Source organism: Streptomyces inhibens (assembly GCF_003389455.1).
GTDB classification, from domain to species: Bacteria; Actinomycetota; Actinomycetes; order Streptomycetales; family Streptomycetaceae; genus Streptomyces; species Streptomyces inhibens.
Window position 1 is genome coordinate 39,815 of record NZ_QUAC01000077.1, and the last position, 24,212, is coordinate 64,026.

Here is a 24,212-nt window from a genome sequence, read left to right on the forward strand (position 1 = left end):
GGGGCCCGGCTCCCGCCGGCCCGGTCTCACGCCTCGTCGGCCGCCCGCTCCAGAATGCGGGCGGCCACCGCGGGGGAGTCCACCAGCGGATGCAGCGCCAGCGCCCGCAGCGCGGCGCCCCGGTCCTTGAACGTCGCGGCCTCCACCGCCGCCCGCTCCACCGCTTTGACCTGCAACATCAGCCCCAACTGGTCCTCGCGCAGCGGCGCACACGGCAGCGGACGGGCGCCGTGCGCGCCCACCTCGCACACCGTCTCCACGATCGCGTCCGGCGCCAGCTGCGGCACCGTCGTGCCGTTGCGGACGTTGAGGATCAGCCGGGTGCCGCTGTCGCCCACGATGGCGTGCATCAGGGCCAGCGCCACCCGGTCGTAGCCACCGCCCTCCAGGTCGTGGCTGTCGCGCTGCCAGCCGCCGCTGGCCTCCCGGCTGTGCGCCATATACGTCTGTTCGCGCTCCAGGCGGGTCCGCTCCCACAGCGCGTACGCCGCGTCCGGGCCGCCGGCCGCCGCGGCCCGCTCGAAGAAGCCGCCCTGCTGCTGGTCGAGGAACTCGCCGCGGGTCTCGGGGGTGTCCCGTACGGAGTCGAGGGTTTCGCGGCGGAAGTAGTAGTAGTGCAGATACTCGTTCGGGAGCGCGCCCAGGATGCGCAGCCAGTCCGCGCCGAACAGCCGGCCCTCCTCGAAGGAGCCCAGCGCCGCGTCGTCGGCGAGCAGCCCCGGCAGCAGCTCGGTGCCCTCCAGCGTCAACGACCGCAGCCAGCCGAGGTGGTTGAGCCCCACGTAGTCGTAGCCGAGCCGGCCGTCCGCGAAGGCCGCCGGGTCCGCGCCGGCCGCCCGCGCCGCCCGGCGCACCAGCCCCACGGGTGAATCGCAGATCCCGATGACACGGTCGCCGAGCACCTGGGACATCGCCTCGGTGACCATGCCCGCGGGGTTGGTGAAGTTGATGACCCAGGCGCCCGGGGCGAGCGCCGCGACCCGCTCGGCGATGTGCAGCGCCACCGGGATCGTCCGCAGGCCGTAGAGGACACCGCCCGCGCCGACCGTCTCCTGGCCGAGCACGCCCTCGGCGAGCGGGATCCGTTCGTCGCGGATCCGGCCGGCCGTACCGCCCACACGTATCGCCGAGAAGACGAAGTCGGCGCCGGCCAGCGCATCGTCCAGCCCCTTCGCGACCCGTACGGGCACCGGCGCCGGATGCCCCTGCGCCAGCCGCGTCAGCACATCGGCGATCACCGCCACCCGGCGCGGATCGGTGTCGTGCAGCACCACCTCGGAGACGGAGCCTGCCGGGTCGTCCAGCAGCGCGCGGTAGACCAGCGGCACCCGGAAACCGCCACCGCCGAGAATCGTGAGCCTCATGGGGCGGAACGTACCGCAGCATCAGGCACACTGGCGGCACGTGCCGATACGAGAGGGGCGAGCACGGTGAGCAGCCGACGCGATGTCCATCCGCCCGCGGGCCCGGCCGCAGTGCCACCGGCCCTGGATCCGCTCGCCGAGGTGCGCGCCGACGGCGATCCGCGCACCGATGTCTATCTCACCGGCACGGTCTTCCTGGACATCATCTTCACCGGCCTGGATTCCGCGCCGGTCCGCGGCACCGAATCCTGGGCCCGCGGTATGGGCTCCAGCCCCGGCGGCGTCGCCAATATGGCCACCGCGCTGGCCCGGCTCGGGCTGCGCACCTCTCTTGCCGCGGCCTTCGGCGACGACATGTACGGCGAGTACTGCTGGGAGGCGCTGGAGCAGGGCGAGGGCATCGACCTGGCGCTGTCACGCACCGTCCCCGGCTGGCACTCCCCGGTCACCGTCTCCATGGCGTACGAGGGCGAGCGCACGATGGTCTCGCACGGCCATGAGGCGCCGCCGCCCGATTTCGCTTTCGACGGCAAGCACGCCCCGGGCTGCCCGCCGCCGTCCCGCGCCTGCATCGCCTCGCTCGTACCGGGCCGGCGGGAGGGCTGGCTGGGCTGCGCGGCGAGCCGCGGCAGCCGCATCTTCGCGGATGTCGGCTGGGACGACAGCGGCCGCTGGGACCCCGCCGACCTCGCCGATCTCGAACACTGCGAGGCGTTCCTGCCCAACGCCGAGGAGGCGATGCGCTACACCCGCACGGACTGCCCGCGCGCCGCCGCCCACAAGCTCGCCGACCTGGTGCCGCTCGCGGTCGTCACGTTGGGCGCGGAGGGGGCTTATGCGGTGGACGGGCGCAGTGGCGAGAGCGCCGAGGTGCCGGCCATCGCCGTGGAGGCGCTGGACCCGACCGGCGCCGGCGATGTCTTCGTCGCCGGATTCGTCACCGGCACGCTGGCCGACTGGCCGCTCGCCGACCGGCTGGCCTTCGCGGGGCTGAGCGCCGCGCTGTCCGTGCAGGAATTCGGCGGTTCGCTGTCCGCGCCGGGGTGGGCGGAGATCGCCGCCTGGTGGCAGCAGGTAAGGGCGTACGAAGCGGGTGCCCCGGGCGTGCTGCGCCGGCAGTACGCCTTCCTGGACCAGGTGCTGCCGGCGGCCTACCGGCCCGCCCCGCTGGCCCGCGCGGTCCCCACGATCGGCTTCCGGCGCCCGGCCTGAGCTGCACCGGCACGGTCCCGCTGCGGCCGGCTGCCCCGCCCCCGCGGAAAAGCCCTCGGGCTTGTCAGTGCCCCGTCGTACTCTTGTATCCCAAGGAGTCGAGTGCTGCCGGCACCTCTGATGAGCAAAGGATGGGGGTTGAGCAGGCCACCGAGCCGCCCTATGACTCAGACACCTACGCAACCGCAGGCGCGCGCCCAGTTCACCGTTCCGGCCAAGCACCCGATGGTGACGGTCCTGGGCTCCGGAGACTCGCTTCTGCGCGTGATCGAAAAAGCCTTCCCGGCGACCGACATCCATGTCCGGGGCAACGAAGTCAGCGCTGTCGGCGACGCCCGCGAAGTCGCCCTCGTCCAGCGCCTTTTCGACGAGATGATGCTGGTGCTCCGCACCGGACAACCGATGACGGAGGACGCAGTGGAACGCTCCATCGCCATGCTGCGCGCGGCGGAGGACGGCGAGGGCGCGGTGAGCGAGACGCCCGCCGAGGTGCTCACCCAGAACATCCTCTCCAACCGTGGCCGGACGATCCGTCCCAAGACCCTCAACCAGAAGCGCTATGTCGACGCGATCGACAAGCACACCGTCGTCTTCGGCATCGGCCCGGCGGGCACCGGCAAGACCTATCTCGCCATGGCCAAGGCCGTGCAGGCGCTGCAGGCCAAGCAGGTCAACCGGATCATCCTGACCCGTCCCGCGGTCGAGGCCGGCGAGCGGCTGGGCTTCCTGCCCGGCACCCTCTACGAGAAGATCGACCCGTATCTGCGCCCGCTCTACGACGCGCTGCACGACATGCTCGACCCCGACTCCATCCCGCGCCTGATGGCCGCGGGCACGATCGAGGTCGCGCCGCTGGCCTATATGCGCGGCCGGACGCTCAATGACGCGTTCATCATTCTCGACGAGGCGCAGAACACCAGCGCCGAGCAGATGAAGATGTTCCTCACCCGCCTCGGCTTCGATTCGAAGATCGTCGTCACCGGCGATGTCACCCAGGTCGACCTCCCGGGCGGCACGAAGAGCGGTCTGCGCCAGGTCCGGGAGATCCTGGACGGCGTCGAAGATGTGCACTTCTCCCTGCTCACCAGCCAGGACGTGGTCCGGCACAAGCTGGTCGGCCGTATTGTCGACGCCTACGAGAAGTACGACAGCCGCAACGGCAAGTGAGTCCCGCCGGCCGTGAGGTCACGGCCGGCCGGGCGCACGGCCGGCAGGCGCCACCCACCCATCGAGCAAGCACCGAGAAGCGAGAAGCAACGCCCTCATGTCCATCGACGTCAACAACGAGTCCGGCACGGACATCGACGAGCAGGCAATCCTGGACGTCGCCCGCTACGCCGTGGCCCGGATGCGTATCCACCCGCTCTCCGAGCTGTCCGTCATCGTCGTGGACGCCGAGGCCATGGAGCAGCTCCACATCCAGTGGATGGACCTGCCCGGACCGACCGATGTCATGTCCTTCCCGATGGACGAGCTGCGTCCGCCGGCCAAGGACGACGAGGAGCCCCCGCAGGGGCTCCTCGGTGACATCGTGCTGTGCCCGGAGGTCGCCAAGAAGCAGGGCGAGGAGGCCCCGACCGGGCACAGCATGGACGAGGAGCTCCAGCTGCTGACCGTTCACGGTGTGCTGCACCTCCTCGGCTATGACCACGAGGAGCCGGACGAGAAGGCCGAGATGTTCGGTCTGCAGGCGGCGATCATCGACGGCTGGCGCGCCGAGCGGGGCCTGACCGGCCCGTCACCGGCCCCCACCGTCACCTGACGGGCGGCGCCGCCATGACCACCCAGCTGATCGCGGTCGCGGTCCTGCTCGTCGTGATCGCCTGGCTCGCCGCCTGTGCGGAGGCCGGTCTGGCCCGTACGACCAGCTTCCGCGCCGAGGAAGCCGTCCGGTCCGGCCGCCGCGGCAGCGCCAAGCTCGCCGCGGTCGCCGCCGACCCCACCCGCTATCTCAACGTGGCGCTGCTGGTGCGGGTGGGCTGCGAGATGGCCGCGGGCGTCCTGGTCACCTACGCCTGTCTGCGCTCGTTCGATAAGACCTGGCAGGCGCTGACCGTCGCCACCGCCGTGATGGTGCTGGTCTCCTATGTCGCCGTCGGCGTCTCGCCGCGGACGATCGGCCGCCAGCATCCGCTGAACACCGCCACCGCGGCCGCCTATGTGCTGCTGCCGCTGGCCCGCATCATGGGCCCCATTCCCCAGCTGCTGATCCTCATCGGCAACGCCCTCACCCCCGGCAAGGGCTTCCGCAAGGGCCCGTTCGCCTCCGAGGCCGAACTGCGCTCGCTGGTCGACCTCGCGGAGAAGGAGTCGCTGATCGAGGACGAGGAGCGCCGGATGGTGCACTCCGTCTTCCAGCTCGGCGACACCCTCGTCCGTGAGGTGATGGTGCCGCGTACGGACCTGGTCGCCGTCGAGCGCTTCAAGACCATCCGTCAGGCGCTGACCCTCGCACTGCGCTCCGGCTTCTCCCGTATCCCGGTGACCGGTGAGAACGAGGACGACATCGTCGGCATCGTCTACCTCAAGGACCTGGCGCGGAAGGTTCACATCAACCGCGACGCCGAGAACGAGCTGGTCTCCACGGCCATGCGCCCCGCCGTCTTCGTCCCCGACACCAAGAACGCCGGTGATCTGCTGCGCGAAATGCAGCAGGACCGCAATCATGTCGCGGTGGTCATCGACGAATACGGCGGCACGGCCGGCATTGTCACCATCGAGGACATCCTTGAGGAGATCGTCGGCGAGATCACCGACGAATACGACCGCGAACTCCCGCCCGTCGAGGATCTCGGCGACGGCCGCTATCGCGTCACCGCCCGGCTGGACATCGGTGACCTGGGCGAGCTGTACGGCCTGACCGAGCTGGACGACGAGGACGTGGAGACGGTCGGCGGACTGCTCGCCAAGCTCCTCGGCCGGGTCCCGATCGCCGGTGCCACCGCCGAGGTCGACCTCTCCGACGACGCTTCCGACCCGGATCTGAAGGCGCTGCGGCTGACCGCCGAATCGCCGGCCGGCCGCCGCAACAAGATCGTGACGGTGCTGTGCGAGCCGGTGCGGACAACGAGCGCGGGCGAGTCCGAGGAGCCGTCGACGGGCGGCCGCTCCGCCGGCTGAACTCCCAAAGGAATTCCCCGGGTAATTCCCCGGTAGTTCCGCACGGAATCGGGAATATTTCTCGCTGTCGTGTTGTGTGCGCAGCTACTTATCTCCAGTGCAGCAGAAATGTTCTGCAAGCCATTTCCGGTGGAACTGGATTCTGTGGTGCGCGCCGTGGAAGGATCTTCAGGTGGTTTCCGAAAGGCGACTGCCATGCGTGAGAGAAATCTTGCGGCGCAGGTTGCCCCGGCCACGGGGGACCGGGGCAACCACCCACGCTCTTCCTCCGCCGTGGCAGCTCAGCCGCGGCGCGTCCCACGAGCCGTCCGCAGCCCGGCCGCCACCAGCACCGCGACCACCGCGACCAGTGCCGCGTCCAGGCCCAGGCTCAGCTTGATGCCACCGAGCGTGGCGGCCGCGAAGCCGCTGCCGTCCGCCCGCAGCGCCGCGATATGGGCCGAGGCGACCGCGCTCAGCAGCGGAATTCCGATGGTGATGCCCACCTGCTGCGAGCTGGTGACCAGGCCGGTGGCCAGACCCTGCTCCGCGTCCGGGACGCCGGAGGTGGCGGTCACGCCGTACGAGATGATCGCCCACAGGTGGCCGAGGCTGGCGAAGGTCACCCCGACCAGGGCCAGCCACATGCCGGTGTCGGTGCCCAGGCCCAGCAGCGTGGCCGTGAAACCGGCCTGGAGCAGCAGCCCGATGAGCAGGGTGCGGCGGGCGCCGAGCCGGCCGATGACCTTCGGGGCGACGACGCCGGCGAATGCCGAGACCACGCCCTGCACACCGAAGACCAGCCCGGTCTGGAAGGCGGACAGCCGCAGCACTTCCTGGAGGTAGAGCGTCAGCAGGAAGATGACGGTGCTCATCATCGAGAAGGTCGTCAGGCCCGCCAGATTGCCCCAGGCGACCGTACGGCGGCGCAGCATCGGCAGCGACACCAGCGGCTGGTCGGCCCGTGACTCGACGACGACGAACGCGACCAGCAGCGCCAGGCCCACGACCAGCGTCACGATGACGTCCGGGTGGCCGAAGCCCTGCTCGGCGGCGGTCGACAGGGCGTAGATCAGCGACAGCAGTCCGCCGGTGACGGTGACCGCGCCGGGCACATCGATCCGCGGCCGCTCCGGATGCCTGGATTCGGTCAGCAGCGCCGGCGCCGCGGCCAGTACGGCCACCCCGGCCACGGACAGCAGGCCCATGGTCGAGCGCCAGCCCAGCCCGTCCGTCATCACCCCGCCCAGCACCATGCCGATGGTGAAGCCCATCGAGAGCACGGTGCCGCTGATGCCCAGCGCGCGTTCGCGCTGCGGCCCCTCGGCGAAGGTGGTGGTCAGCAGCGACATCCCGGTGGGCACGATGATCGCCGCACCCAGACCCTGGACTGCGCGCCCGGCCAGGAAGGCCGCCGGGGACCACGCCAGCGCGGCCAGTACCGAGGCCGCGGTGAACAGTGCGAGCCCGACGAGGAACAGCTTGCGCCGCCCGAAGAGATCGGCGATCCGGCCGAACAGCAGCAGAAAGCCGCCGGACGGCAGCGCGAAAGCGGTGACCGCCCACTGCAGATCGGCCTGGTCCATGCCCAGGTCCTTGCCGAGCACGGGCAGCGCCACATTCAAGATGGAGAAGTCCAGCGCGGTGATGAACTGCGCCGCGCACAGCAGCAGCAGGATGAGCTTGGCGCGCGGGGTCATCCGCGCGGCGGGCGCGGCGACCGGTGCGGCGGCGGGGGCGGCGACCGGCGCGCCCGTCTGTGTATCGGGGCCAAGTGAGGTGTCGGTTATCGGCATGCAAAGAGCTTGCGGCCCCGGAATACGGCGTGGGGAGCGGGAACTTATCGTGGTGTCCGCACCACCAGCCACGCCGACAGGGGGAGAAACGTGGTCTCGAATGCTGCCTCGAACGCTGCCGTCCAGGACACCTCACGCCGACGACAGGAGCTGCGTGACTTCCTGATGAGCCGCCGGGCCCGGGTCACCCCGGCCGAGGCGGGCCTGCCCGACGGCGGCCGCCGCCGTACGCCGGGGCTGCGCCGCGAGGAGGTCGCCGTTCTCGCCGGGGTCGGCGCGTCCTGGTACCAGTGGCTGGAGCAGGGCCGCGACATCACCGTCTCGCCGCAGGTCCTGGACTCGGTCGCCCGGGTACTGCGGCTCAGCGGCGCCGAGCGACGGCATCTGTACGTCCTGGCGGGGCTGAACCCGCCGCTGCGGCAGGACGCCGAGGACCCGGGCCTGGGGCTGACGGATGTGTGCGCGGGCCTGCAGCGGCTGATCGACGCCTGGATGCCGTTCCCGGCGCACATCATGGACCCGTACTGGAACACCATCGCCTACAACGAGTCGGCGCATCTGGTCCTGGGCCACGGCCGCCCGGGCACCTCGCTGAACTGCCTGATCGCGTTCTTCACCGACCCCGTCTACCGTGCGCGGGCCGCCAGTTGGGAGGCGAACGCGCCGCTGGTCGTCGCGCAGTTCCGTGCCGCCTGCTCGGCGCGGCCCGGTGACGAGGGCTTCGAGACGGTCGTCCGCGAGACCGCCTCGCTCAGCGCGGAGTTCGCCGGGCTGTGGGCGCGCGGCGATGTGCAGGACGGCGGCCAGCTCCACAAGGAGATGGACCATCCGCTGGTCGGCGCGCTGCTCTTCGAGACCACCCAGCTGCGGATCCCGGTCCGGCCCGACCTGAACATCGTGCTGCACAACCCGCGCCCGGAGACGGACACCGCGGCGAAGCTGGAGTGGCTCACCTCGCCGGAGGGCCGGCGCGGGGGCATGTACTCGGTGGCGGGGTGACCGCCCCTCGCCCGCCCCTTGCCCCCCGTCCCCCGAGGGCCCGCATATGCTCGCCCGTATGAGCGAAGCCGCACCGCTGGACCCCGAAGACCGCAAGATCATCACGCTCGCGCGCTCGGCGCGGGCCCGCAACGGTGTGCCCGAGGGCGCCGCCGTACGCGACGAGACCGGCCGCACCTATGTCGCCGGCACCGTCGCCCTGGACTCGCTGCAGCTCAGCGCAGTGCAGACGGCCGTCGCGATGGCCGTCGCCAGCGGCGCCACGTCGCTGGAGGCCGCGGCCGTGGTCACCGAAGCCGAGCGCGCCTCCGACGCGGACCGCGCGGCCGTACGGGACCTCGGCGGCCCCGCGACGCCCGTCCTGGTAGCCGGCCTCGACGGCACCCTGCGCAGCACCGTCCCGGCGGGCGACGCGTAACCCCGCGCGGTAGCCGTACGGCGGCGACGGGGCGGCCGCCCGGCACCGGAGGGCCGCCCCGGCAGGGTCCGTCTGCGGGGCCCGCGACCGGGGCCGGGGCCGGGTGGTCGGAGTGGCGGCCGGGATCGGGGAGAATGGGCGCCATGAGCGTTCGTACAGACTCCTCCGCCCCGCACCGGTCCGGCTTCGCGTGCTTCGTCGGTCGCCCCAACGCGGGCAAGTCCACCCTGACGAACGCTCTCGTCGGTACGAAGGTGGCGATCACCTCCAACCGCCCGCAGACCACCCGTCACACGGTGCGCGGCATCGTGCACCGCCCCGAGGCCCAGCTGGTCCTGGTCGACACCCCTGGCCTGCACAAGCCGCGCACCCTGCTCGGCGAGCGGCTGAACGACATCGTCCGCACCACCTGGTCCGAGGTCGATGTGATCGGCTTCTGTCTGCCCGCCGACCAGAAGCTCGGCCCCGGCGACCGCTATATCGCCGGCGAGCTGGCCGAGATCAAGAAGACCCCCAAGGTCGCCATCGTCACCAAGACCGACCTGGTGGACTCCAAGGCGCTGGCCGCCCAGCTGATCGCCATCGACCAGCTCGGCAAGGAGCTGGGCATCGAGTGGGCCGAGATCATCCCGGTCTCGGCGGTCGGTGACACCCAGGTGTCGCTCCTCGCCGACCTGCTCGTCCCGCTCCTCCCGGAGGGCCCGGCGCTCTACCCGGAGGGCGACCTCACCGACGAGCCCGAGCAGGTCATGGTCGCCGAGCTGATCCGTGAGGCCGCGCTGGAGGGCGTACGCGACGAGCTGCCGCACTCCATCGCGGTGGTCGTCGAGGAGATGCTGCCGCGCGAGGACCGCCCCGCCGACAAGCCGCTTCTCGACATCCACGCCAATGTCTACATCGAGCGCCCCAGCCAGAAGGGGATCATCATCGGCCCCAAGGGCAAGCGCTTGAAGGAGGTCGGCACCAAGTCCCGCAAGCACATCGAGGCGCTGCTCGGTACGCCGGTCTTCCTGGACCTGCATGTCAAGGTCGCCAAGGACTGGCAGCGGGACCCCAAGCAGCTGCGGAAGCTGGGTTTCTGAGGACGGACGGCCGCTGTTCGGCTTCCAGGGGCCGGCCGGCTTCCGCGCCCGGCCCCGGGGGCCCTCACGCCACGCCCCGGATCCTCCGTACGAGCAACGCCCCCATCAGCCCGACGGCCGCCGCGACGCCGTACAGCACCCGGTAGCCGCCGAGGTGCTGCACGATCGGCGCGGCCAGCGCCGGGGCGGCCACCTGCGGCAGCGAGTTGGCGATATTGATGACGCCGAGGTCCTTGCCGCGGTGCGCGGCGGCCGGCAGCACATCCGTCATCAGCGCGAAGTCGACGGAGGTGAAGACGCCGAACCCGACCCCGAGCAGCGCCGCGGCACACAGCGCGCCCGCCCAGGTCTGCCATACGGCCAGCAGCACCGTGGCCCCCGTCATGATCACCCCCGCCCACCGTACGAACGGCTGCCGTCGCCCGATCCGGTCCGACCAGATCCCTCCGACGACGACCGTGCCCAGCAAGGTCACACCGTTGACCGCGGTCAGCAGCAGCACCCCGCCGCCGGGGTCCGGCCGGTGCAGCACATCCCGCAGGTAGTACAGCAAATACAGCAGCGCCAGCGAGTTCCCGAGGTTGATCAGAAACCGGGTCAGCCAGGCCCAGCCCAGGTCGGGATGGCGGCGCGGACTGATCCAGAACCCGGCGAGAAAGGCCCGCCCGGTCAGCGCCGGCCGCCGCTCGGCCGGCAGCACCGGGTCCCGGTGCGTCAGCACGTACGGGAGGGTGCCCAGCACCGCGAAGGCCGCGCAGGCGACGTACCCCCAGGCCACCCCGCCGGCAAGCGTCGCCAGCCCCGTACCGGCCACCACACCCAGGATCTGCGCGGCCCCCAGCCATCCGCCCACCGCTCCGCGCTGCCGGTGCGGCACCCGGTCGGGCACGGCCGCGGTGATCGCCGCGAACGCCGCGTTGAGGGTGAGCTGCACCAGGCACCACCCCACCGCCATCACCGGCACCGTGCCTGCGCCTGCCAGCAGCACCAGGGCGGCGGCCCCGCCCAGCACGCCCGCCACGATCCACGGGGTACGCCGCCCGAACCGCGAGGTCGTACGGTCCGACAGCGCCCCGAACAACGGGTTGCAGACCATCGAGACGACGGCCCCCATCCCCGTCACCCACGCCAGCACCGATTCCTTGGGCATCCCCGGCGGCGCGAGCTCCGCGGCCTGTAGGGCCAGCAGTATCTGCAGCGGCCCGTACCACCCGACCCAGATGGCGCCGTTCGCCAGCGACAGCGTGGCGGTCCAGCCGCCCCCGACCCGCTCCGACGGCTCCGCGAGTGCGTCCGGAGCCGCTGCACCGCTCATCCCCGGGCCTGCTCCCGCAGCGCATCCCGCAGCCAGTGGTACGACGCCTTGGGCGTACGCACCTGGGTCGCGTAGTCCACATGCACCAGCCCGAACCGCCGCGCGTACCCCTCCGCCCATTCGAAGTTGTCCAGCAGCGACCAGACGAAGTACCCCCGCACATCGACCCCGGCCGCCATCGCCGTGTGCAGCGCCTTGAGGTGACCGTCGAGATACGCGATGCGCTCCGCATCCTCGATCCCCTCGTAGGAGCAGCCGTTCTCGGTGATCACGACGGGCGGCAGCCTGTCGCCGTACCGCTCCCGGAACGACACCAGCAGCTCGGTCAGCGCCTCCGGCACCACCGGCCATCCGAAATCCGTCCGCGGATACCCTTCGATCTCCCTGGGGGCGAAGGGGAGTTCCGCCGGCAGCCGGATCCCCCCGAAGTGGGACGTGCCGGCTCCCTCCGGGTCCGGGGCTCCCACCAGCGTCGGCTGGTAGTAATTCACGCCGTACCAGTCCAACGGCTCCGAAATGACCTTCAGGTCGTCCGCCACCGGCCCCGGCAACAGCCCGGCCAGCTCCTCGTCCGGATACCGCCCCAGCAGCACCGGCTCCGCGAACAACCGGTTGAGCAGCAGGTCGTAGAGGTCCGCCGCCGCCGTGTCCGCCTCCGTTGCCGAAGCCGCCCAGGTCGGCCCGTGCGAATTGGCCATCCCGATGCTCGTGGCCCCGCGGGCCCGCAACGCCTGCACGGCCAGACCGTGCCCCAGCAGCTGGTGATGTGCGGCGGGCAAGGCGTCGAACAGCAACTCCCGCCCGGGCGCATGCTGCCCCAACCCGTAGCCCAGCAGGGTCAGTTCGGCCGGCTCATTGAGCGTGATCCAGCGCTCCACCCGGTCTCCGAGCCGCCCCGCCACCACGTCCGCATACGCCGCGAAATGCTCGGCCGTCTCCCGTATGAGCCATCCGCCGCGCTCCTCCAGCGCCTGCGGGGTATCCCAGTGGAACAGCGTCGGCACCGGCTTGACCCCCGCCGCCAGCAACGCGTCCACCAGCCGGTCGTAGAAGTCCAGCCCGGCCTTGTTGACCGCCCCGCTGCCGTCCGGCACCACCCGCGGCCATGCCACCGAGAACCGGTAGGCCCCGACCCCGAGCCCTTTGAGGAGCTCCACATCCTCCGGGTACCGGTGGTAGTGGTCGGTCGCCACCCGGGCGTCCGACCCGTCCTTGATCCGCCCCGTCTGTGCGGCGAACACATCCCAGGCGGACCGCCCCCGTCCGTCCTCCTCCACCGCGCCCTCGATCTGCGCGGCGGATGTCGACACCCCCCACTCGAAGTCGCGGGGGAATCGGGGCAGGGGTGACGCCGGCACGGTAGTCATGCCTGGATCTTTGTAACCGGCGGTAACAGTGTCAAGAGGTGGGCGTGAAACGGAAGTTGGGCTATGAGCCCTCCTTCATCACTCGTGTGATCAGCGTGCGCTGCTCGTCCGTGAGACGGGGGTCGGAGCAGTACACCGTCCGGCCGTCGACCGTGATCTGGTAGCTGAAGCCGTCCGGGACACCGACGGGGGGCTCGCTGTGGGCGGTGGCGACGGCCTGTTCGGCAAGGGTCTGCCAGTCGGCGGCGTCGGGGCGGTCCGAGGTGTCGACCTCGGCGCGGCGGTCGATGGCGGCGAAGCCACCGGTGCGGTGGACATGAATACGCATATCGGGCTCCTCCGGCGTCCTTCGACGTCCTTACGACGGGCTCCTACCCCCTAGGCCCACGGTAAGCGTGCCCGGGGCGGGAGCGCCTCCTGGCCGCGCCCCCGCCCCGGCCGTGCCTCCCGCTACTTCGGGGTGATCCCGACCTGCGTCCAGGCCTTCACCGCCGCCTCGTGCTCGCCGGCGCCGAAGCGGGCGTGGGCGGCGGCGATGGTGAGCGCCGCGAAGTCGGCGAACTGGGCGTCCTTGGCGAGGTTGCCGCCGGTCAGGACGTCGTACCAGACCTGACCCGCGCGCTCCCAGGCCTTGCCGCCGACGGCGGTCGCGAACAGGTAGAAGGCGTGGTTGGGGATGCCGGAGTTGATGTGTACGCCACCGTTGTCGTCGGTGGTGTGGACGTAGTCCTTCATGGCGGCCGGCTGCGGGTCCTTGCCGAGGACGTCGTCGTCGTACGCCGTACCGGGGGCCTTCATGGAGCGCAGGGCCGTGCCGGTGACGTTCGGGCCGAGCAGGTCGGCGCCGATCAGCCAGTCGGCCTGCTCGGCGGTCTGGCCGAGGGCGTACTGCTTGATCAGGGTGCCGAAGACATCGGAGACGGACTCGTTGAGGGCGCCGGACTGGCCCTGGTAGTCGAGGTTGGCGGTGTACTGCGTGACACCGTGCGTGAGCTCATGGCCGATGACGTCCACGGGGATGGTGAAGTCCCGGAAGAGGTCGTTGTCGCCGTCGCCGAAGACCATCCGCTCGCCGTCCCAGAAGGCGTTGTCGTACTTCTCGCCGTAGTGGACGGTGGCGTTGAGCGGCAGGCCGGCGCCGTCGATGGACTTACGGCCGTAGATCTTGAGGTAGAGCTCGAAGGTGGCGCCGAGGCCGGCGTGCGCGCGGTTGACGGAGGCGTCCTGGGAGGGGCCGTCGGATTCCGAGCGGACCTTCTTCCCGGGCAGGTGCGCCCGGTGTTCGGCGTCGTAGATGGTGCGGTTGGGCTTGTCGGCGCCGGCGTCGGGCTCCCCGGGGGTGAGGCCGCGGGCGGCGATCTCGCGGCGCAGGGTGCGCCGGACATGGTCGTGCTCCAGGGTGCGGCGGGCGGGCTCGTGCCGGGCGGGGTCGTCGGACTGGGCCAGATTGTCGAGGATGTGCGGGGGGATGATCGTGCAGAAGACGGGCGAGTTCGGGGTGGCGGAGGCGGTGGCCTTTTTGGCCGAGTCGTTGAGGTCCATGGACAAACGGTGGCACTGTGTAGTCCCGGTGTCACTGCCTGCCGTCGAGATTCCCGAATATGTGTGGTTCATCGCATTTCGGCCGTAAAGTCGGGTCCGGTCCCGCATACTGATACGCACCCGCCACTCAGGGCGTACCTCAGCTAGGGTGCTGTGCATCATGCGTTTCGGGCTGCTTCTCCTTAGCTGCCGCGGCGAGGGCCTGTAGTCGTAGGCCGACCCCCTCCCCGCGGAGTTCGGTGTTGCGAATTTCGCCCCGTCGGCCTTCCCCGAGCTCCTACGGAGCAGGGGAACCCCGCGGACATACGAGGAGCCCCACGCACCATGACGAATCCGTCGAGCCCCGCAGCCAATGCCGTCGGCCGCCGTACCCCGGTCACCAACGCGACGCAGCTGCAGCGCCCCTCCGGGATGCCGATCCACAAGTACGGCCGCTACGAGGCCGTGGACATCCCCGACCGCACGTGGCCGGACAACCGCATCACCGTCGCGCCCCGCTGGCTCTCGACCGACCTGCGGGACGGCAACCAGGCGCTGATCGACCCGATGTCGCCGGCCCGTAAGCGCGAGATGTTCGATCTGCTGGTGCGCATGGGCTACAAGGAGATCGAGGTCGGCTTCCCGTCCTCCGGGGAGACGGACTTCGCGTTCGTCCGCTCCATCATCGAAGAGGGCGCGATCCCCGAGGACGTGACGATCTCCGTCCTGACGCAGGCCCGCGAGGAGCTGATCGAGCGGACGGTGGAGTCGCTGCGGGGTGCCCACCGCGCCACCGTCCACCTGTACAACGCGACCGCCCCGACCTTCCGCCGGGTCGTCTTCCGCGGCTCGAAGGAGCAGGTCAAGCAGATCGCGGTGGACGGCACGCGGCTGGTGATGGAGTACGCCGACAAGATCCTCGGCAACGAGACGATCTTCGGCTACCAGTACAGCCCGGAGATCTTCACCGACACCGAGCTGGACTTCGCGCTGGAGGTCTGCGAGGCGGTCTGTGACGTCTGGCAGCCCGAGGAGGGCCGCGAGATCATCCTGAACCTGCCCGCCACCGTCGAGCGTTCGACGCCGTCCACGCACGCCGACCGCTTCGAGTGGATGTCGCGCAACCTGTCCCGGCGCGAGCACGTATGCCTGTCCGTACACCCGCACAACGACCGGGGCACCGCGGTCGCCGCCGCCGAGCTGGCGATCATGGCGGGTGCGGACCGTATCGAGGGCTGTCTGTTCGGGCAGGGCGAGCGCACCGGCAATGTCGACCTGGTGACGCTGGGCATGAACCTGTTCTCCCAGGGCGTCGACCCGCAGATCGACTTCTCGCAGATCGACGAGATCCGTCGCACCAGCGAGTACTGCAACCAGATGGAGGTCCACCCGCGCCACCCCTACGCGGGCGACCTGGTCTACACCGCCTTCTCCGGCTCCCACCAGGACGCCATCAAGAAGGGCTTCGACGCCATGGAGGCCGAGGCGGCCGCCGCCGGCAGGACCGTGGACGAGATCGAGTGGGCGGTGCCGTACCTGCCCATCGACCCCAAGGACGTCGGCCGCTCCTACGAGGCCGTCATCCGCGTCAACTCGCAGTCCGGCAAGGGCGGTATCGCCTACGTCCTGAAGCACGACCACAAGCTGGACCTGCCGCGCCGGATGCAGATCGAGTTCTCCCGGATCATCCAGGAGAAGACCGACGCCGAGGGCGGCGAGGTCACCCCGGCCGCCATCTGGTCCGTCTTCCAGGACGAGTACCTGCCCAACCCCGAGAACCCGTGGGGCCGCGTCCAGGTCAAGACCGGCCAGACCACGACGGACCGCGACGGCATCGACGCGCTCACCGTCGAGGCGGTCGTCGACGGCCAGGACACCGTCCTGACGGGCTCCGGCAACGGTCCGATCTCCGCGTTCTTCGACGCCCTCCAGGGCATCGGCATCGATGTGCGCCTGCTGGACTATCAGGAGCACACGATGAGCGAGGGCGCCTCCGCGCAGGCCGCCTCGTACATCGAGTGCGCGATCGGCGACAAGGTGCTGTGGGGCATCGGCATCGACGCGAACACGACGCGTGCCTCGCTGAAGGCCGTCGTCTCCGCGGTCAACCGCGCCGGGCGCTGACCCGCTCGCAGCTTCCCACCGCGCCCCCGTCGCTCACTCCGAGCGGCGGGGGCGCGGTTGTGCGCCGGGCCCACCTGAAGGTGGGGTTTGAAAATCCAGGTCGGTAACTCTCCGTAATTCTCCGGTACGTTCGGTGATGAGCGCCAGTCGGACAGGCCGTGGCGCGGACACCAAGGACGTGCAGATGACCAGATTTCGCATGCCCGCACACTTCCGGCTCGCCCTGGCCGGGGTCGCCGCCCTCGCTCTGATGGGATCCGCCCTCGCTCCGCCGGCGTCCGGGACCCCGGCCGATGCGGTGGACCGTCCCGAGTACGTGGCGCTCGGCGACTCGTACAGCGCCGGAGTGTTCGTCCGCCCCTGGGACGCGAGCGACGGCTGTGGCCGCTCCGCGCGCAACTACCCCCACCAGGTCGCCGAGCAGCTCGGGTTCGAGCTGACGGATGTGACCTGCGGGGCCGCCGAGGTGATCGACGGGGTCCTGGCGCCCCAGCCGCCCTCCAAGATCTACGGGCCGCCGTCGATCCCGCCCCCGGACGGCTGGGACGAACAGGACCCGCAGATCGAGGCGTTGTCCCCCGACACGGACTATGTGACCGTCGGCATCGGCGGTAACTCCCTCGGCTTCGGGGCCATCGTGACCAAGTGCATCGAGCTGGGGATCACCCAGCCCTTTCAGACCACGCCCTGCACGAAGTACTACACCAACGGTGGTGCGGGGGAGGGCTGGCTGAACGAGAAGTTCGCCGCGCTCGACCGCGACTTCGGCCACATGATGTCGGCGATCCACGCCCACGCGCCGCACGCGAAGGTGGCCGTCGTCGGCTATCCCGCCATCGTCCCGGACAACTCCGGTTGCAGTTTCCTGCACTGGAACCAGCTCGGCAGCATCAAGAAGGGCGATATGCCCTGGCTGGACGGGCTCGAAGGCGACCTCAACGGCCTGCTCGAAAGGCACGCGGACAAGCCACGCACGACCTACGTCGACGTATACGGCCCCAGCGTGGAGCACGGGGTGTGCGAGAGCGGGCACGAGAAGTGGATGTATGGGATCCGTGACAACCTCACGGGTGACGGCGACCAGACCGACCCGCCTTCGGAGGCATGCAGCAAGATCCCCGGTACCGGCGAGGCCTGTACCTTCGTCCACCCCAACGCCCGGGGCCTGGACAACCAGGCGCGTCAAGTGACCAAGGCGCTGACCTCGGAAGGCTGACGCGGATCCGGTCCCCGTACGGCGCCAAAGGGCCCCGCCTTCCTCCACTTGGAGGGGCGGAGCCCTGCGCCATCCGGCCAGTTGTCCGATACGAGGTGCTGACGCCGCATCAATCATGTGGCTAACATCACGTCCAATACGGCGACGGGGTCATGGTGGTACCCACCCAGCTACCGCTGGGCTGGGGACCCCCACCCGTGGCTTGAGGGCTACGGGGGAGTTACGGAGGGCTGACGAGATGCACAAGATGTGTGTGATGGGTGTGCGCACGTCCTGGCGTACCGTCGCCGATGGCGAGTTCTTCTGCCCGGACTGCGGCGGTGACCGCAACTATCTCCGCAGGACCGGCCAACGCCGCCTCACCGTCCTCGGCGTCCCGCTCCTCTCCCGCGGTGTCACCGGCCCGGTCCTGGAGTGTTCCGCCTGTCACGGCCACTTCGGCCTGGACGCGCTCGACCACCCCACCACCGTCCGCTTCTCCGCGATGCTCAGGGAGGCCGTCCACACCATCACCCTCGCGCTGCTGGCCGCCGGCGGCACCTCCTCCCGCGCCGTCCGCGACACCGCCGTCGACACGGTCCGCGCGGCCGGTTTCACGGACTGCTCCGAGGACCAGCTGCTCACCCTCCTCGCCGCCCTCGCCGCCGACACCGGCCGGCTGACCGGCACCTACGACGCGGTGACCGGCGGCCACTGCGGCCACCACGGCCTCGACCCGTGCGGCACCGCGCTGGCCATAGAGCTCCATGAGTCGCTGGAGCCACTGGCCCCCCATCTCGCCCCCGCCGGACGGGAGTCGCTGCTCCTCCAGGGCGCACGGATCGCGCTCGCCGACGGCTCCTACACGCCCGCCGAGCGGGAGGTCCTCACCACCGTGGGCGGTGCGCTGATGCTCCGCCCCGCCGACACCGAGCGGTTGCTCACGGCGGCGCGTACGCCGTCCTGAGCGCGGCAGCCGCTTCATCGGAACGACCCCGCCACCAAGAACGAGGTGACGGGGTCGTCTGCCGGAAACGGCGGCGGAGGTGCCGGAGCGGCCCGGCGCCGGCCGGACTCAGCCGGACGCAGCAGAACTCAGCCGGACGTCAGCCGGACCGGCAAACCACGCAGACCGCCCGAGATGAAGCCGCTCGTTGGCTCCAACTCCTCGGCCGGTACGGCCAGTTGGAGGTCGGGGAAGCGGGCGAAGAGCGCCGGGAGGGCGATCCGGGCCTCCATACGGGCCAGCGGGGCGCCGAGGCAGTGGTGGACACCATGGCCGAAGGCGAGGTGTTCCTGCCCGGTGCGCCGGATGTCGTATGCGGCGGCCGTGTCGCCGTGGAATCCGGGGTCACGCCCGGCCCCCGCGTACGCCGGAAGGATGGCCTCGCCCTTGCGGATGGTGGGACCGCCCGGGATCTCGATGTCCTCCACGGCGAAGCGGAGCGGGAGGTTGGCGATGCTGGGGGACCAGCGGAGCGTCTCCTCGATGACGGAGTTCCACGGGACCTGCCCCGACAGCACCAGCTTGAGCTGGTCGGGGTGGGTGAGCAGCGCGTACACGGCGTTGCCCAGCAGATCGACGGTGGTCTCGTGGCCGGCGCCGATGACGAGCAGAAGGGTGTCCAGCAGCTCCTGCTCGGTCATCCGGTGACCCTCGTCGTCCCGCGCGGAGACGAGGAGGCTGGTCAGGTCGTCGGCGGGCTGCTCGCGCTTGGCGTCGACCAGGCCGGTCAGCAGCGTGTGGACGGCAGCGGCGGTGGCGCCCGCCTGCTCCGGGGTGGCCGTGGTGTCCATGATGGCCTCGACGAGGCGGGCCAGTTCGGCGCGCGGCTCGCCTTCCGGGAAACCGAAGAGCTCGCAGATGACCTGCATGGGCAGCGGGTGGGCGAAGCGCGCACGGAGGTCCACGGGCGCGCCCCCGGGGTGCTGTGCGAGGTCGTCCAGCAGAGCCTGCGTGATGCGCTCCACGCGCGGCAGCATGGCGTCCGTGCGGCGGGCGGTGAACGCCGGGGCGATCAGCTTGCGCAGCCGCCGGTGGTCGGCGCCGTACGCGGTGAACATGTTGGTGACGCCGATCCACGACTGCAGCCAGCTGCTGCGGATCTCCTCGCGCTGCCAGGCCGGCCAGTGGTCCCGGGGGTTCTTGGAGACCCGGTCGTCGGTCAGCAGCTCCTTGAGCAGGGTGTGGCTGGTGACCGACCAGGCCTCGATACCGCCGGGGAGTTCGATCAGCGCGGCCGGGCCTAGCTCGCGGAGGCGGGCTGCCTCTCCGTGGATATCGCTTCCGACCGGGTCGATGACGTAGGGCTGCTGTCCCTGTTCTGCCACGGAGTGGCTCCTGCCTGGTCGGGGGTGATGGGGGTGAAGCGGGCCGGGAGCGCGACGAGGGCCCGGTGGAAGGCACCGTTGCGCCACGCCAACTCGCCTGCGTCCACGGCCAGTTCGATGTCGGAGAGCCAGGCGGTGAGCCGCTCGATGGCGGTCGTGGCGATCAGCAGCGCATGCCGCTTCACGGGGCAGGCGTGCGGGCCGGCCGCCCACGCCAGGTGCGAGCCGCCGCCCGAGCCCGGAGTCCCCAGCGACGTGGTGTCGAACTGGCTGTTGGCGGCCGCGTACGACACCATCACCAGCTGGCCCTTGCGCACCCAGGTGCCGTGGAAGAAGACATCACGGACCGGGAAGTGGGCCGAGTAGTTGGCCATCGGCGGGTCGTTCCACAGCACCTCGTTGATGGCGTCGTGCGCGGTCAGCGCGCCACCGGTCAGGGTGTGGTAGTAGCGGTCGTCGGAGAGCATCCGCGACAGCGCGTTCCCGATGAGGTTGGCGAGCGGTTCGTTGCCCGCGCCCATCGTGAGGATGATGTTGTGGATCAGCTCTTCGTCGTTGAGCGCGTTGGGGTGGTCCATGAACCAGGAGGTCAGGTCCGGCCCGCGCTGCGCCTTCTTCGCGCCGACCAGCTCCATGATGTAGCGGGTGTACGCGTCGTTGGCGGCGGCCGCCTCCTCGGGGGAGGTGCCGTCCAGCATCCCCGCGATGGCGTCGATGAGCCGGTCGCTGTACGAGTCCGGCAGCCCGAAGAGGTTGTTGAACATCAGCAGCGGGATCAGCCGCGCATAGTCGGCGATCAGATCAACCTCGCCGTGTGCGCCGAAGCGCTGGATCAGGGTGTCCGCGGCGTGGTGGACACGGGCGCGCAGCTCATGCGGCTCGACGAGCCGGAAGCTGTCGACGATGACGTCCCGGTAGCGGACGTGCGCCGGTCCGTCGGTCCAGAAGACGTTGGGGCGCCACATCAGCATCGGCATGACCGGCGTGTCCGGCGGGACGGTGGTCATCCACTCCCGGGAGTCCTTGGACCAGGTGGTGTCGTCGTGCAGCAGGTCGAGCGCCGCCCGGTAGTCGGTGACCAGCATCGCGGTCACATCGGGCGCGATCTCGACCGGCGCCAGCGCGCCGTACTGGCGCAGGTGCGCGTAGGTGCGGTGCGGGTCGGCGGCGAACTCCGGTCCGTAGAGCTTCACCGGCGTCTGCGCGTCGGGCTGGGCCGGTGCCTGCGGTGCCGCGGCGTGCGCCGGGCAGCCCGGTGGCGGTGCGGCTCCCGGCTGGTGCGGGGAAGTCACGGGTTCGGGTTCTCCTCGGGGGTGTGGGCCAGGACATGTCCGACGAGCGCGATCAGCGCATCGACGGACTGCTGCCGGTCGCGGGCATCGCACAGCACCAGCGGCGTCTCGGGGTGCAGATCGAGCGCCTCGCGGAGCTTTTCGGCGTCGTACTGGGGCGCGTCGGGGAAGGTGTTGACCGCGACGGCATAGCGCAGCCCGGCCTCCTCGACGATGTCCATCACCTCGAAGGAGTCCGCCAGCCGGCGGGTGTCCGCGAGGACGAGGGCGCCCAGTGCGCCGCGGGCGATGTCCTGCCACAGGGGACGGAAGCGCTTCTGTCCGGGCGTGCCGAACAGATACAGCACCAGGTCCCCGGGCAGGGTCAGCCGCCCGAAGTCGATGGCGACGGTGGTGGTGGTCTTCTCCCGGACACCGGCGAGATCGTCGACGATCGCGCCGGTCTGGGTCATGACCTCTTCGGTGTGCAGCGGCGGGGTTTCCGACAGCGCACGGATGAGCGTGGTCTTGCCGACCCCGAACGGGCCCGCGACCAGCAGCTTGACCAGTGTCTGGTTGTCGCCGGAGAGGTACATGTTGCCGGTGCTCGCGCCGGTGCCGGCGCTAGCACTTGAGAGAGCGGAGTCCATCGAGAACCCTCTCCAGGATGTGCCGGTCGTATTGCTCGGCTTCGGGAATGGGGACACGGGCGTGCAGCCGCCCGGCATCGACAAGGTCGGCCACCAGCACCTTCACCACGCTGACGGGCAGGTGAAGGTGGGCGGCGACCTCGGCCAGAGACAGCGCCCCGGGCTCCAGGAGCTCCAGGATGCGGTGCTCTTCCGGGCGTACCTCGCTGGTGATCGGCATCCCCACGCCGTGCAGCAGGGTGAGCCGGTCCAAGGTGTTGCGGCTGGGCTGGGCGCGTCCGCCGGTCGCAAGATAGGCCGGTACGAGGCGCCTTCCGCTGCTCTGGCGCGGGGTCATGCCGGGTTACCGGTGCCCCGGGCCGGGCTGTTCATGACCTTGTTGCCCAGGGTCGTCACCTGGATCTGCATATGGTGCGCGACGACGCCCATGTTCACCTCCGGGTCGGCGAAGACGGCCAGGCAGGTGTTCTCGCCGGCCGGGATCGCGAAGACGAAGCCTTCGTCGGACTCGATGACGGTCTGCCGCAGCCGGGTGTCGTCCTTGCCGGCGAACGCCGCGGTGACGGCACGCCCCGCGCCCTGGAGCGCGGACATCATCGCGGCGACACCCTCGGCGGAGTCACGCTCCAGGCCCGGCGAGGCGCCCTCGATGAAGCCGTCGCCGGAGATGACGGCAGCGTGGATAACATGCGGCAACTCCAGGAGAGGTGCCAGCACCCAGGACTTGTCCTCGGCAACACGGCGGCGGGTGGGGCTGTTCATGACTGGGCGTTCCCTTCGGGACTGCGAGGGGGTTCTGACTGAGCGGCTGCCCGGCCGGTTTCGGTGCCGCGCTGGAGCGCGGCCCAGCGGGTTCCGGTCTCCTCCGGGGAGCGCTCGGGAAACGATTCGGTGCGCGATGCACTTTCATCGAGTTCGGATACGGGCTTACGGCGGCGCCGGCGCGGGAGTTCACCCTCGGCCGGGGCGGCCGGCTCGGCCGGCGGCGCGGGATCGAACCGGTCGGCCTGGCGGGGCGCCGGCGCGGTGGCCGGGGCGGGTGCTGCGGCCGGGGCGGGAGCGGTGGGAGCGGACGCCGTGGCGCCGGTCGGCAGCATGGAGGCGGACCGGTCCGGCACACCGGAACGGTGCGGCAGGGGAGCCATCACGGACATGGGCTGGGCGCTCTCGTCGAGGACGGTGAGGAGGGGGTCGCCCGGGATGTACACGACCGCCCGCACACCGCCGTACGGCGACGGCTCGACATGCACGCCGTAGCCGTACTGGCGCACCAGCTGACCGGCCGCCGCGAAACCGGACCGCGGCGGGTCACCGAGCTGGGTGAGCAGCAGGTTGTCGTCGCCCGCCAGCAGCTCCATGGCCGCCTTGATCTCGTCGTCGTGCATACCGACGCCGTAGTCGTCGATGATGACCGAGGCGCCGCGGTTGCCCTGCTGGAGGGTGACGGTGACGGGCAGTTCACGGTGCGAGTGGTGCAGTGCGTTGGCCAGCAGCTCGGTGACGGTGATCGCGATCGGCTCGACGGCCCGCGCGACGACGGCGACCGGGTCGCGCAGCTGATTGCTGATCGTGACGCGCTCGTAGCCGCGCAGCCGGGAGCTGGCGCCGACGACCAGCTCGGCGAGGTAGGAGTCCTCCCGGGTCAGCCCCGGCCAGGCGCCGCACACGACACCGGTGGCCTGAATACGCCGCAGCGCCTGCTCGTTGAGGAAGTCGGCGTTCAGCAGGTCCTGGGCGACGTCCGGGTCGTCGTAGCGGTGCTGCATCTCCTGAAGCGCCGTCTGGAGCTGGTAGAGCAGCGCCTGGATGGTGGTGGTCGCGCCCCGGAGGGTGGACTGTGCGGCCGCGTCGACGCGGGTCCGCTCGCTGGTGATGGCCTCGCTGACCTGCTCCAGTACGGCGCTCAGCGCCTGGTCGGTCTCCGACCCGGCGAACCGCGCGTCCAGCAGCCCCCGCACGGGCACATGCGGGTGGGCCAGCGCCATCGTCAGGTCGGGGAGCCGGGTCCCGGCCAGATGCCGGATCTCGGCCTCGGTGGCGCGCAGCCGGGCCGACAGCTCCGTATTGCTGTGGAGCGTGGCGCTGTTCTGTTCCTCAGCGGCGGCAAGGCGCGCTCTCAGGGCTTTGCGTTGTCCGCTCGCCCGGATCGAGAGCGCCGCCAGGACCACGGCGGCGGCCGTACCTGCACTGAGGCACCACAACAGCGCCTCCGGTATGGATGTCATCGAGATCCTCAATTGGGGTACTGACTGGGTCGGCCGGCCATTCACGGCGTCGTGTCGCCGAACATCACCGGATGCTACCGGGCAGTTGACGTGCCGTGAGGGGCAGATCCAGGGGGCGACTGAGAAGTACGGAAGGTCACCTTCCGCCCGCGATGACCCGGACCATAACGTGATGTGGCCCCGTCATCCAGGGCAGATGGCGGGGCCGCTGTGTCTCTGTTGTGCGCGCTTGGTGAAGGCCGG

At 70.6% G+C, this 24,212-nt stretch carries 22 protein-coding genes; 10 read left to right on the plus strand and 12 right to left on the minus strand.

What is annotated here, in order from left to right:
* Positions 1-26: 26 nt before the first annotated feature.
* The gene (locus DY245_RS10890; RefSeq protein WP_128506073.1) at positions 27-1,364 is read right to left on the minus strand and encodes a family 4 glycosyl hydrolase; all 1,338 of its coding nucleotides are present in this window, start codon (positions 1,362-1,364) and stop codon (positions 27-29) included.
* Between the two features lie 66 nt (positions 1,365-1,430).
* Between DY245_RS10890 and DY245_RS10895 the strand changes: the two genes are divergently transcribed.
* From DY245_RS10895 to DY245_RS10910, 4 genes are all read left to right on the plus strand, one after another.
* The gene (locus DY245_RS10895) at positions 1,431-2,576 is read left to right on the plus strand and encodes a carbohydrate kinase family protein (RefSeq protein WP_128506075.1); all 1,146 of its coding nucleotides are present in this window, start codon (positions 1,431-1,433) and stop codon (positions 2,574-2,576) included.
* A gap of 162 nt (positions 2,577-2,738) precedes the next feature.
* The gene (locus DY245_RS10900) at positions 2,739-3,743 is read left to right on the plus strand and encodes a PhoH family protein (protein WP_128506077.1); all 1,005 of its coding nucleotides are present in this window, start codon (positions 2,739-2,741) and stop codon (positions 3,741-3,743) included.
* Positions 3,744-3,840: 97 nt separating this feature from the next.
* The gene (ybeY, locus tag DY245_RS10905; RefSeq protein ID WP_128506079.1) at positions 3,841-4,338 is read left to right on the plus strand and encodes an rRNA maturation RNase YbeY; all 498 of its coding nucleotides are present in this window, start codon (positions 3,841-3,843) and stop codon (positions 4,336-4,338) included.
* A gap of 14 nt (positions 4,339-4,352) precedes the next feature.
* On the plus strand, positions 4,353-5,696 hold the full coding sequence (locus DY245_RS10910) for a hemolysin family protein (RefSeq protein ID WP_128506081.1): 1,344 nt from the start codon (positions 4,353-4,355) through the stop codon (positions 5,694-5,696).
* A 281-nt stretch (positions 5,697-5,977) separates the two neighbouring features.
* On the opposite strand, the gene DY245_RS10915 is transcribed toward DY245_RS10910, so the two are convergent.
* A complete protein-coding gene (locus DY245_RS10915) occupies positions 5,978-7,471 on the minus strand; it encodes an MFS transporter (protein ID WP_425329366.1) in 1,494 nt (497 codons plus the stop codon).
* Positions 7,472-7,636: 165 nt separating this feature from the next.
* Between DY245_RS10915 and DY245_RS10920 the strand changes: the two genes are divergently transcribed.
* The 3 genes from DY245_RS10920 (at position 7,637) to era (ending at position 9,970) form a co-directional block, all read left to right on the plus strand.
* Positions 7,637-8,470 (plus strand): helix-turn-helix transcriptional regulator, encoded by an 834-nt coding sequence (locus tag DY245_RS10920; protein WP_128506204.1) that lies wholly within the window; start codon positions 7,637-7,639, stop codon positions 8,468-8,470.
* Positions 8,471-8,528: 58 nt separating this feature from the next.
* Complete coding sequence (locus DY245_RS10925; RefSeq protein WP_128506083.1) at positions 8,529-8,888, plus strand: cytidine deaminase; 360 nt, start codon at positions 8,529-8,531, stop codon at positions 8,886-8,888.
* Positions 8,889-9,031: 143 nt separating this feature from the next.
* A complete protein-coding gene (gene era / locus DY245_RS10930; RefSeq protein WP_128506085.1) occupies positions 9,032-9,970 on the plus strand; it encodes a GTPase Era in 939 nt (312 codons plus the stop codon).
* Between the two features lie 64 nt (positions 9,971-10,034).
* On the opposite strand, the gene DY245_RS10935 is transcribed toward era, so the two are convergent.
* From DY245_RS10935 to DY245_RS10950, 4 genes are all read right to left on the minus strand, one after another.
* A complete protein-coding gene (locus tag DY245_RS10935) occupies positions 10,035-11,285 on the minus strand; it encodes an MFS transporter (RefSeq protein ID WP_128506087.1) in 1,251 nt (416 codons plus the stop codon).
* Positions 11,282-12,652, minus strand: coding sequence for a GH1 family beta-glucosidase (locus tag DY245_RS10940; RefSeq protein WP_128506089.1), 1,371 nt, complete (start codon positions 12,650-12,652; stop codon positions 11,282-11,284). Before DY245_RS10940 ends, DY245_RS10935 begins: the two co-directional genes overlap by 4 nt.
* A gap of 61 nt (positions 12,653-12,713) precedes the next feature.
* On the minus strand, positions 12,714-12,980 hold the full coding sequence (locus DY245_RS10945) for a protealysin inhibitor emfourin (protein WP_128506091.1): 267 nt from the start codon (positions 12,978-12,980) through the stop codon (positions 12,714-12,716).
* 122 nt (positions 12,981-13,102) lie between these two features.
* Entirely contained in the window at positions 13,103-14,194 is a 1,092-nt protein-coding gene (locus DY245_RS10950) for a M4 family metallopeptidase (protein ID WP_128506093.1), read from the minus strand.
* Between the two features lie 324 nt (positions 14,195-14,518).
* Here DY245_RS10950 and leuA point away from each other — a divergent pair, with 324 nt between their 5' ends.
* From leuA to DY245_RS10965, 3 genes are all read left to right on the plus strand, one after another.
* Positions 14,519-16,297 carry a 2-isopropylmalate synthase gene (leuA, locus tag DY245_RS10955; protein WP_128506095.1) on the plus strand — a complete coding sequence of 593 codons (1,779 nt, stop codon included), beginning with the start codon at positions 14,519-14,521 and terminating at the stop codon, positions 16,295-16,297.
* Between the two features lie 184 nt (positions 16,298-16,481).
* The gene (locus DY245_RS10960; RefSeq protein WP_244942975.1) at positions 16,482-17,513 is read left to right on the plus strand and encodes an SGNH/GDSL hydrolase family protein; all 1,032 of its coding nucleotides are present in this window, start codon (positions 16,482-16,484) and stop codon (positions 17,511-17,513) included.
* Between the two features lie 238 nt (positions 17,514-17,751).
* The gene (locus tag DY245_RS10965) at positions 17,752-18,459 is read left to right on the plus strand and encodes a TerB family tellurite resistance protein (RefSeq protein WP_128506097.1); all 708 of its coding nucleotides are present in this window, start codon (positions 17,752-17,754) and stop codon (positions 18,457-18,459) included.
* A gap of 128 nt (positions 18,460-18,587) precedes the next feature.
* Here DY245_RS10965 and DY245_RS10970 read toward each other — a convergent pair whose 3' ends face one another.
* From DY245_RS10970 to DY245_RS10995, 6 genes are read right to left on the minus strand one after another with little or no spacing between them, the layout of a single operon-like run.
* On the minus strand, positions 18,588-19,823 hold the full coding sequence (locus tag DY245_RS10970; RefSeq protein WP_128506099.1) for a cytochrome P450 family protein: 1,236 nt from the start codon (positions 19,821-19,823) through the stop codon (positions 18,588-18,590).
* The gene (locus DY245_RS10975; protein ID WP_128506102.1) at positions 19,739-21,115 is read right to left on the minus strand and encodes a cytochrome P450; all 1,377 of its coding nucleotides are present in this window, start codon (positions 21,113-21,115) and stop codon (positions 19,739-19,741) included. The genes DY245_RS10970 and DY245_RS10975 overlap by 85 nt, the downstream gene beginning before the upstream one ends.
* Positions 21,112-21,744 carry a GTP-binding protein gene (locus DY245_RS10980; RefSeq protein ID WP_381397759.1) on the minus strand — a complete coding sequence of 211 codons (633 nt, stop codon included), beginning with the start codon at positions 21,742-21,744 and terminating at the stop codon, positions 21,112-21,114. The genes DY245_RS10975 and DY245_RS10980 overlap by 4 nt, the downstream gene beginning before the upstream one ends.
* Entirely contained in the window at positions 21,719-22,081 is a 363-nt protein-coding gene (locus DY245_RS10985; RefSeq protein WP_128506104.1) for a DUF742 domain-containing protein, read from the minus strand. Before DY245_RS10985 ends, DY245_RS10980 begins: the two co-directional genes overlap by 26 nt.
* A complete protein-coding gene (locus DY245_RS10990; protein WP_128506106.1) occupies positions 22,078-22,506 on the minus strand; it encodes a roadblock/LC7 domain-containing protein in 429 nt (142 codons plus the stop codon). Before DY245_RS10990 ends, DY245_RS10985 begins: the two co-directional genes overlap by 4 nt.
* On the minus strand, positions 22,503-23,969 hold the full coding sequence (locus DY245_RS10995) for an ATP-binding protein (protein ID WP_128506108.1): 1,467 nt from the start codon (positions 23,967-23,969) through the stop codon (positions 22,503-22,505). Before DY245_RS10995 ends, DY245_RS10990 begins: the two co-directional genes overlap by 4 nt.
* Between the last annotated feature and the right edge of the window lie 243 nt (positions 23,970-24,212).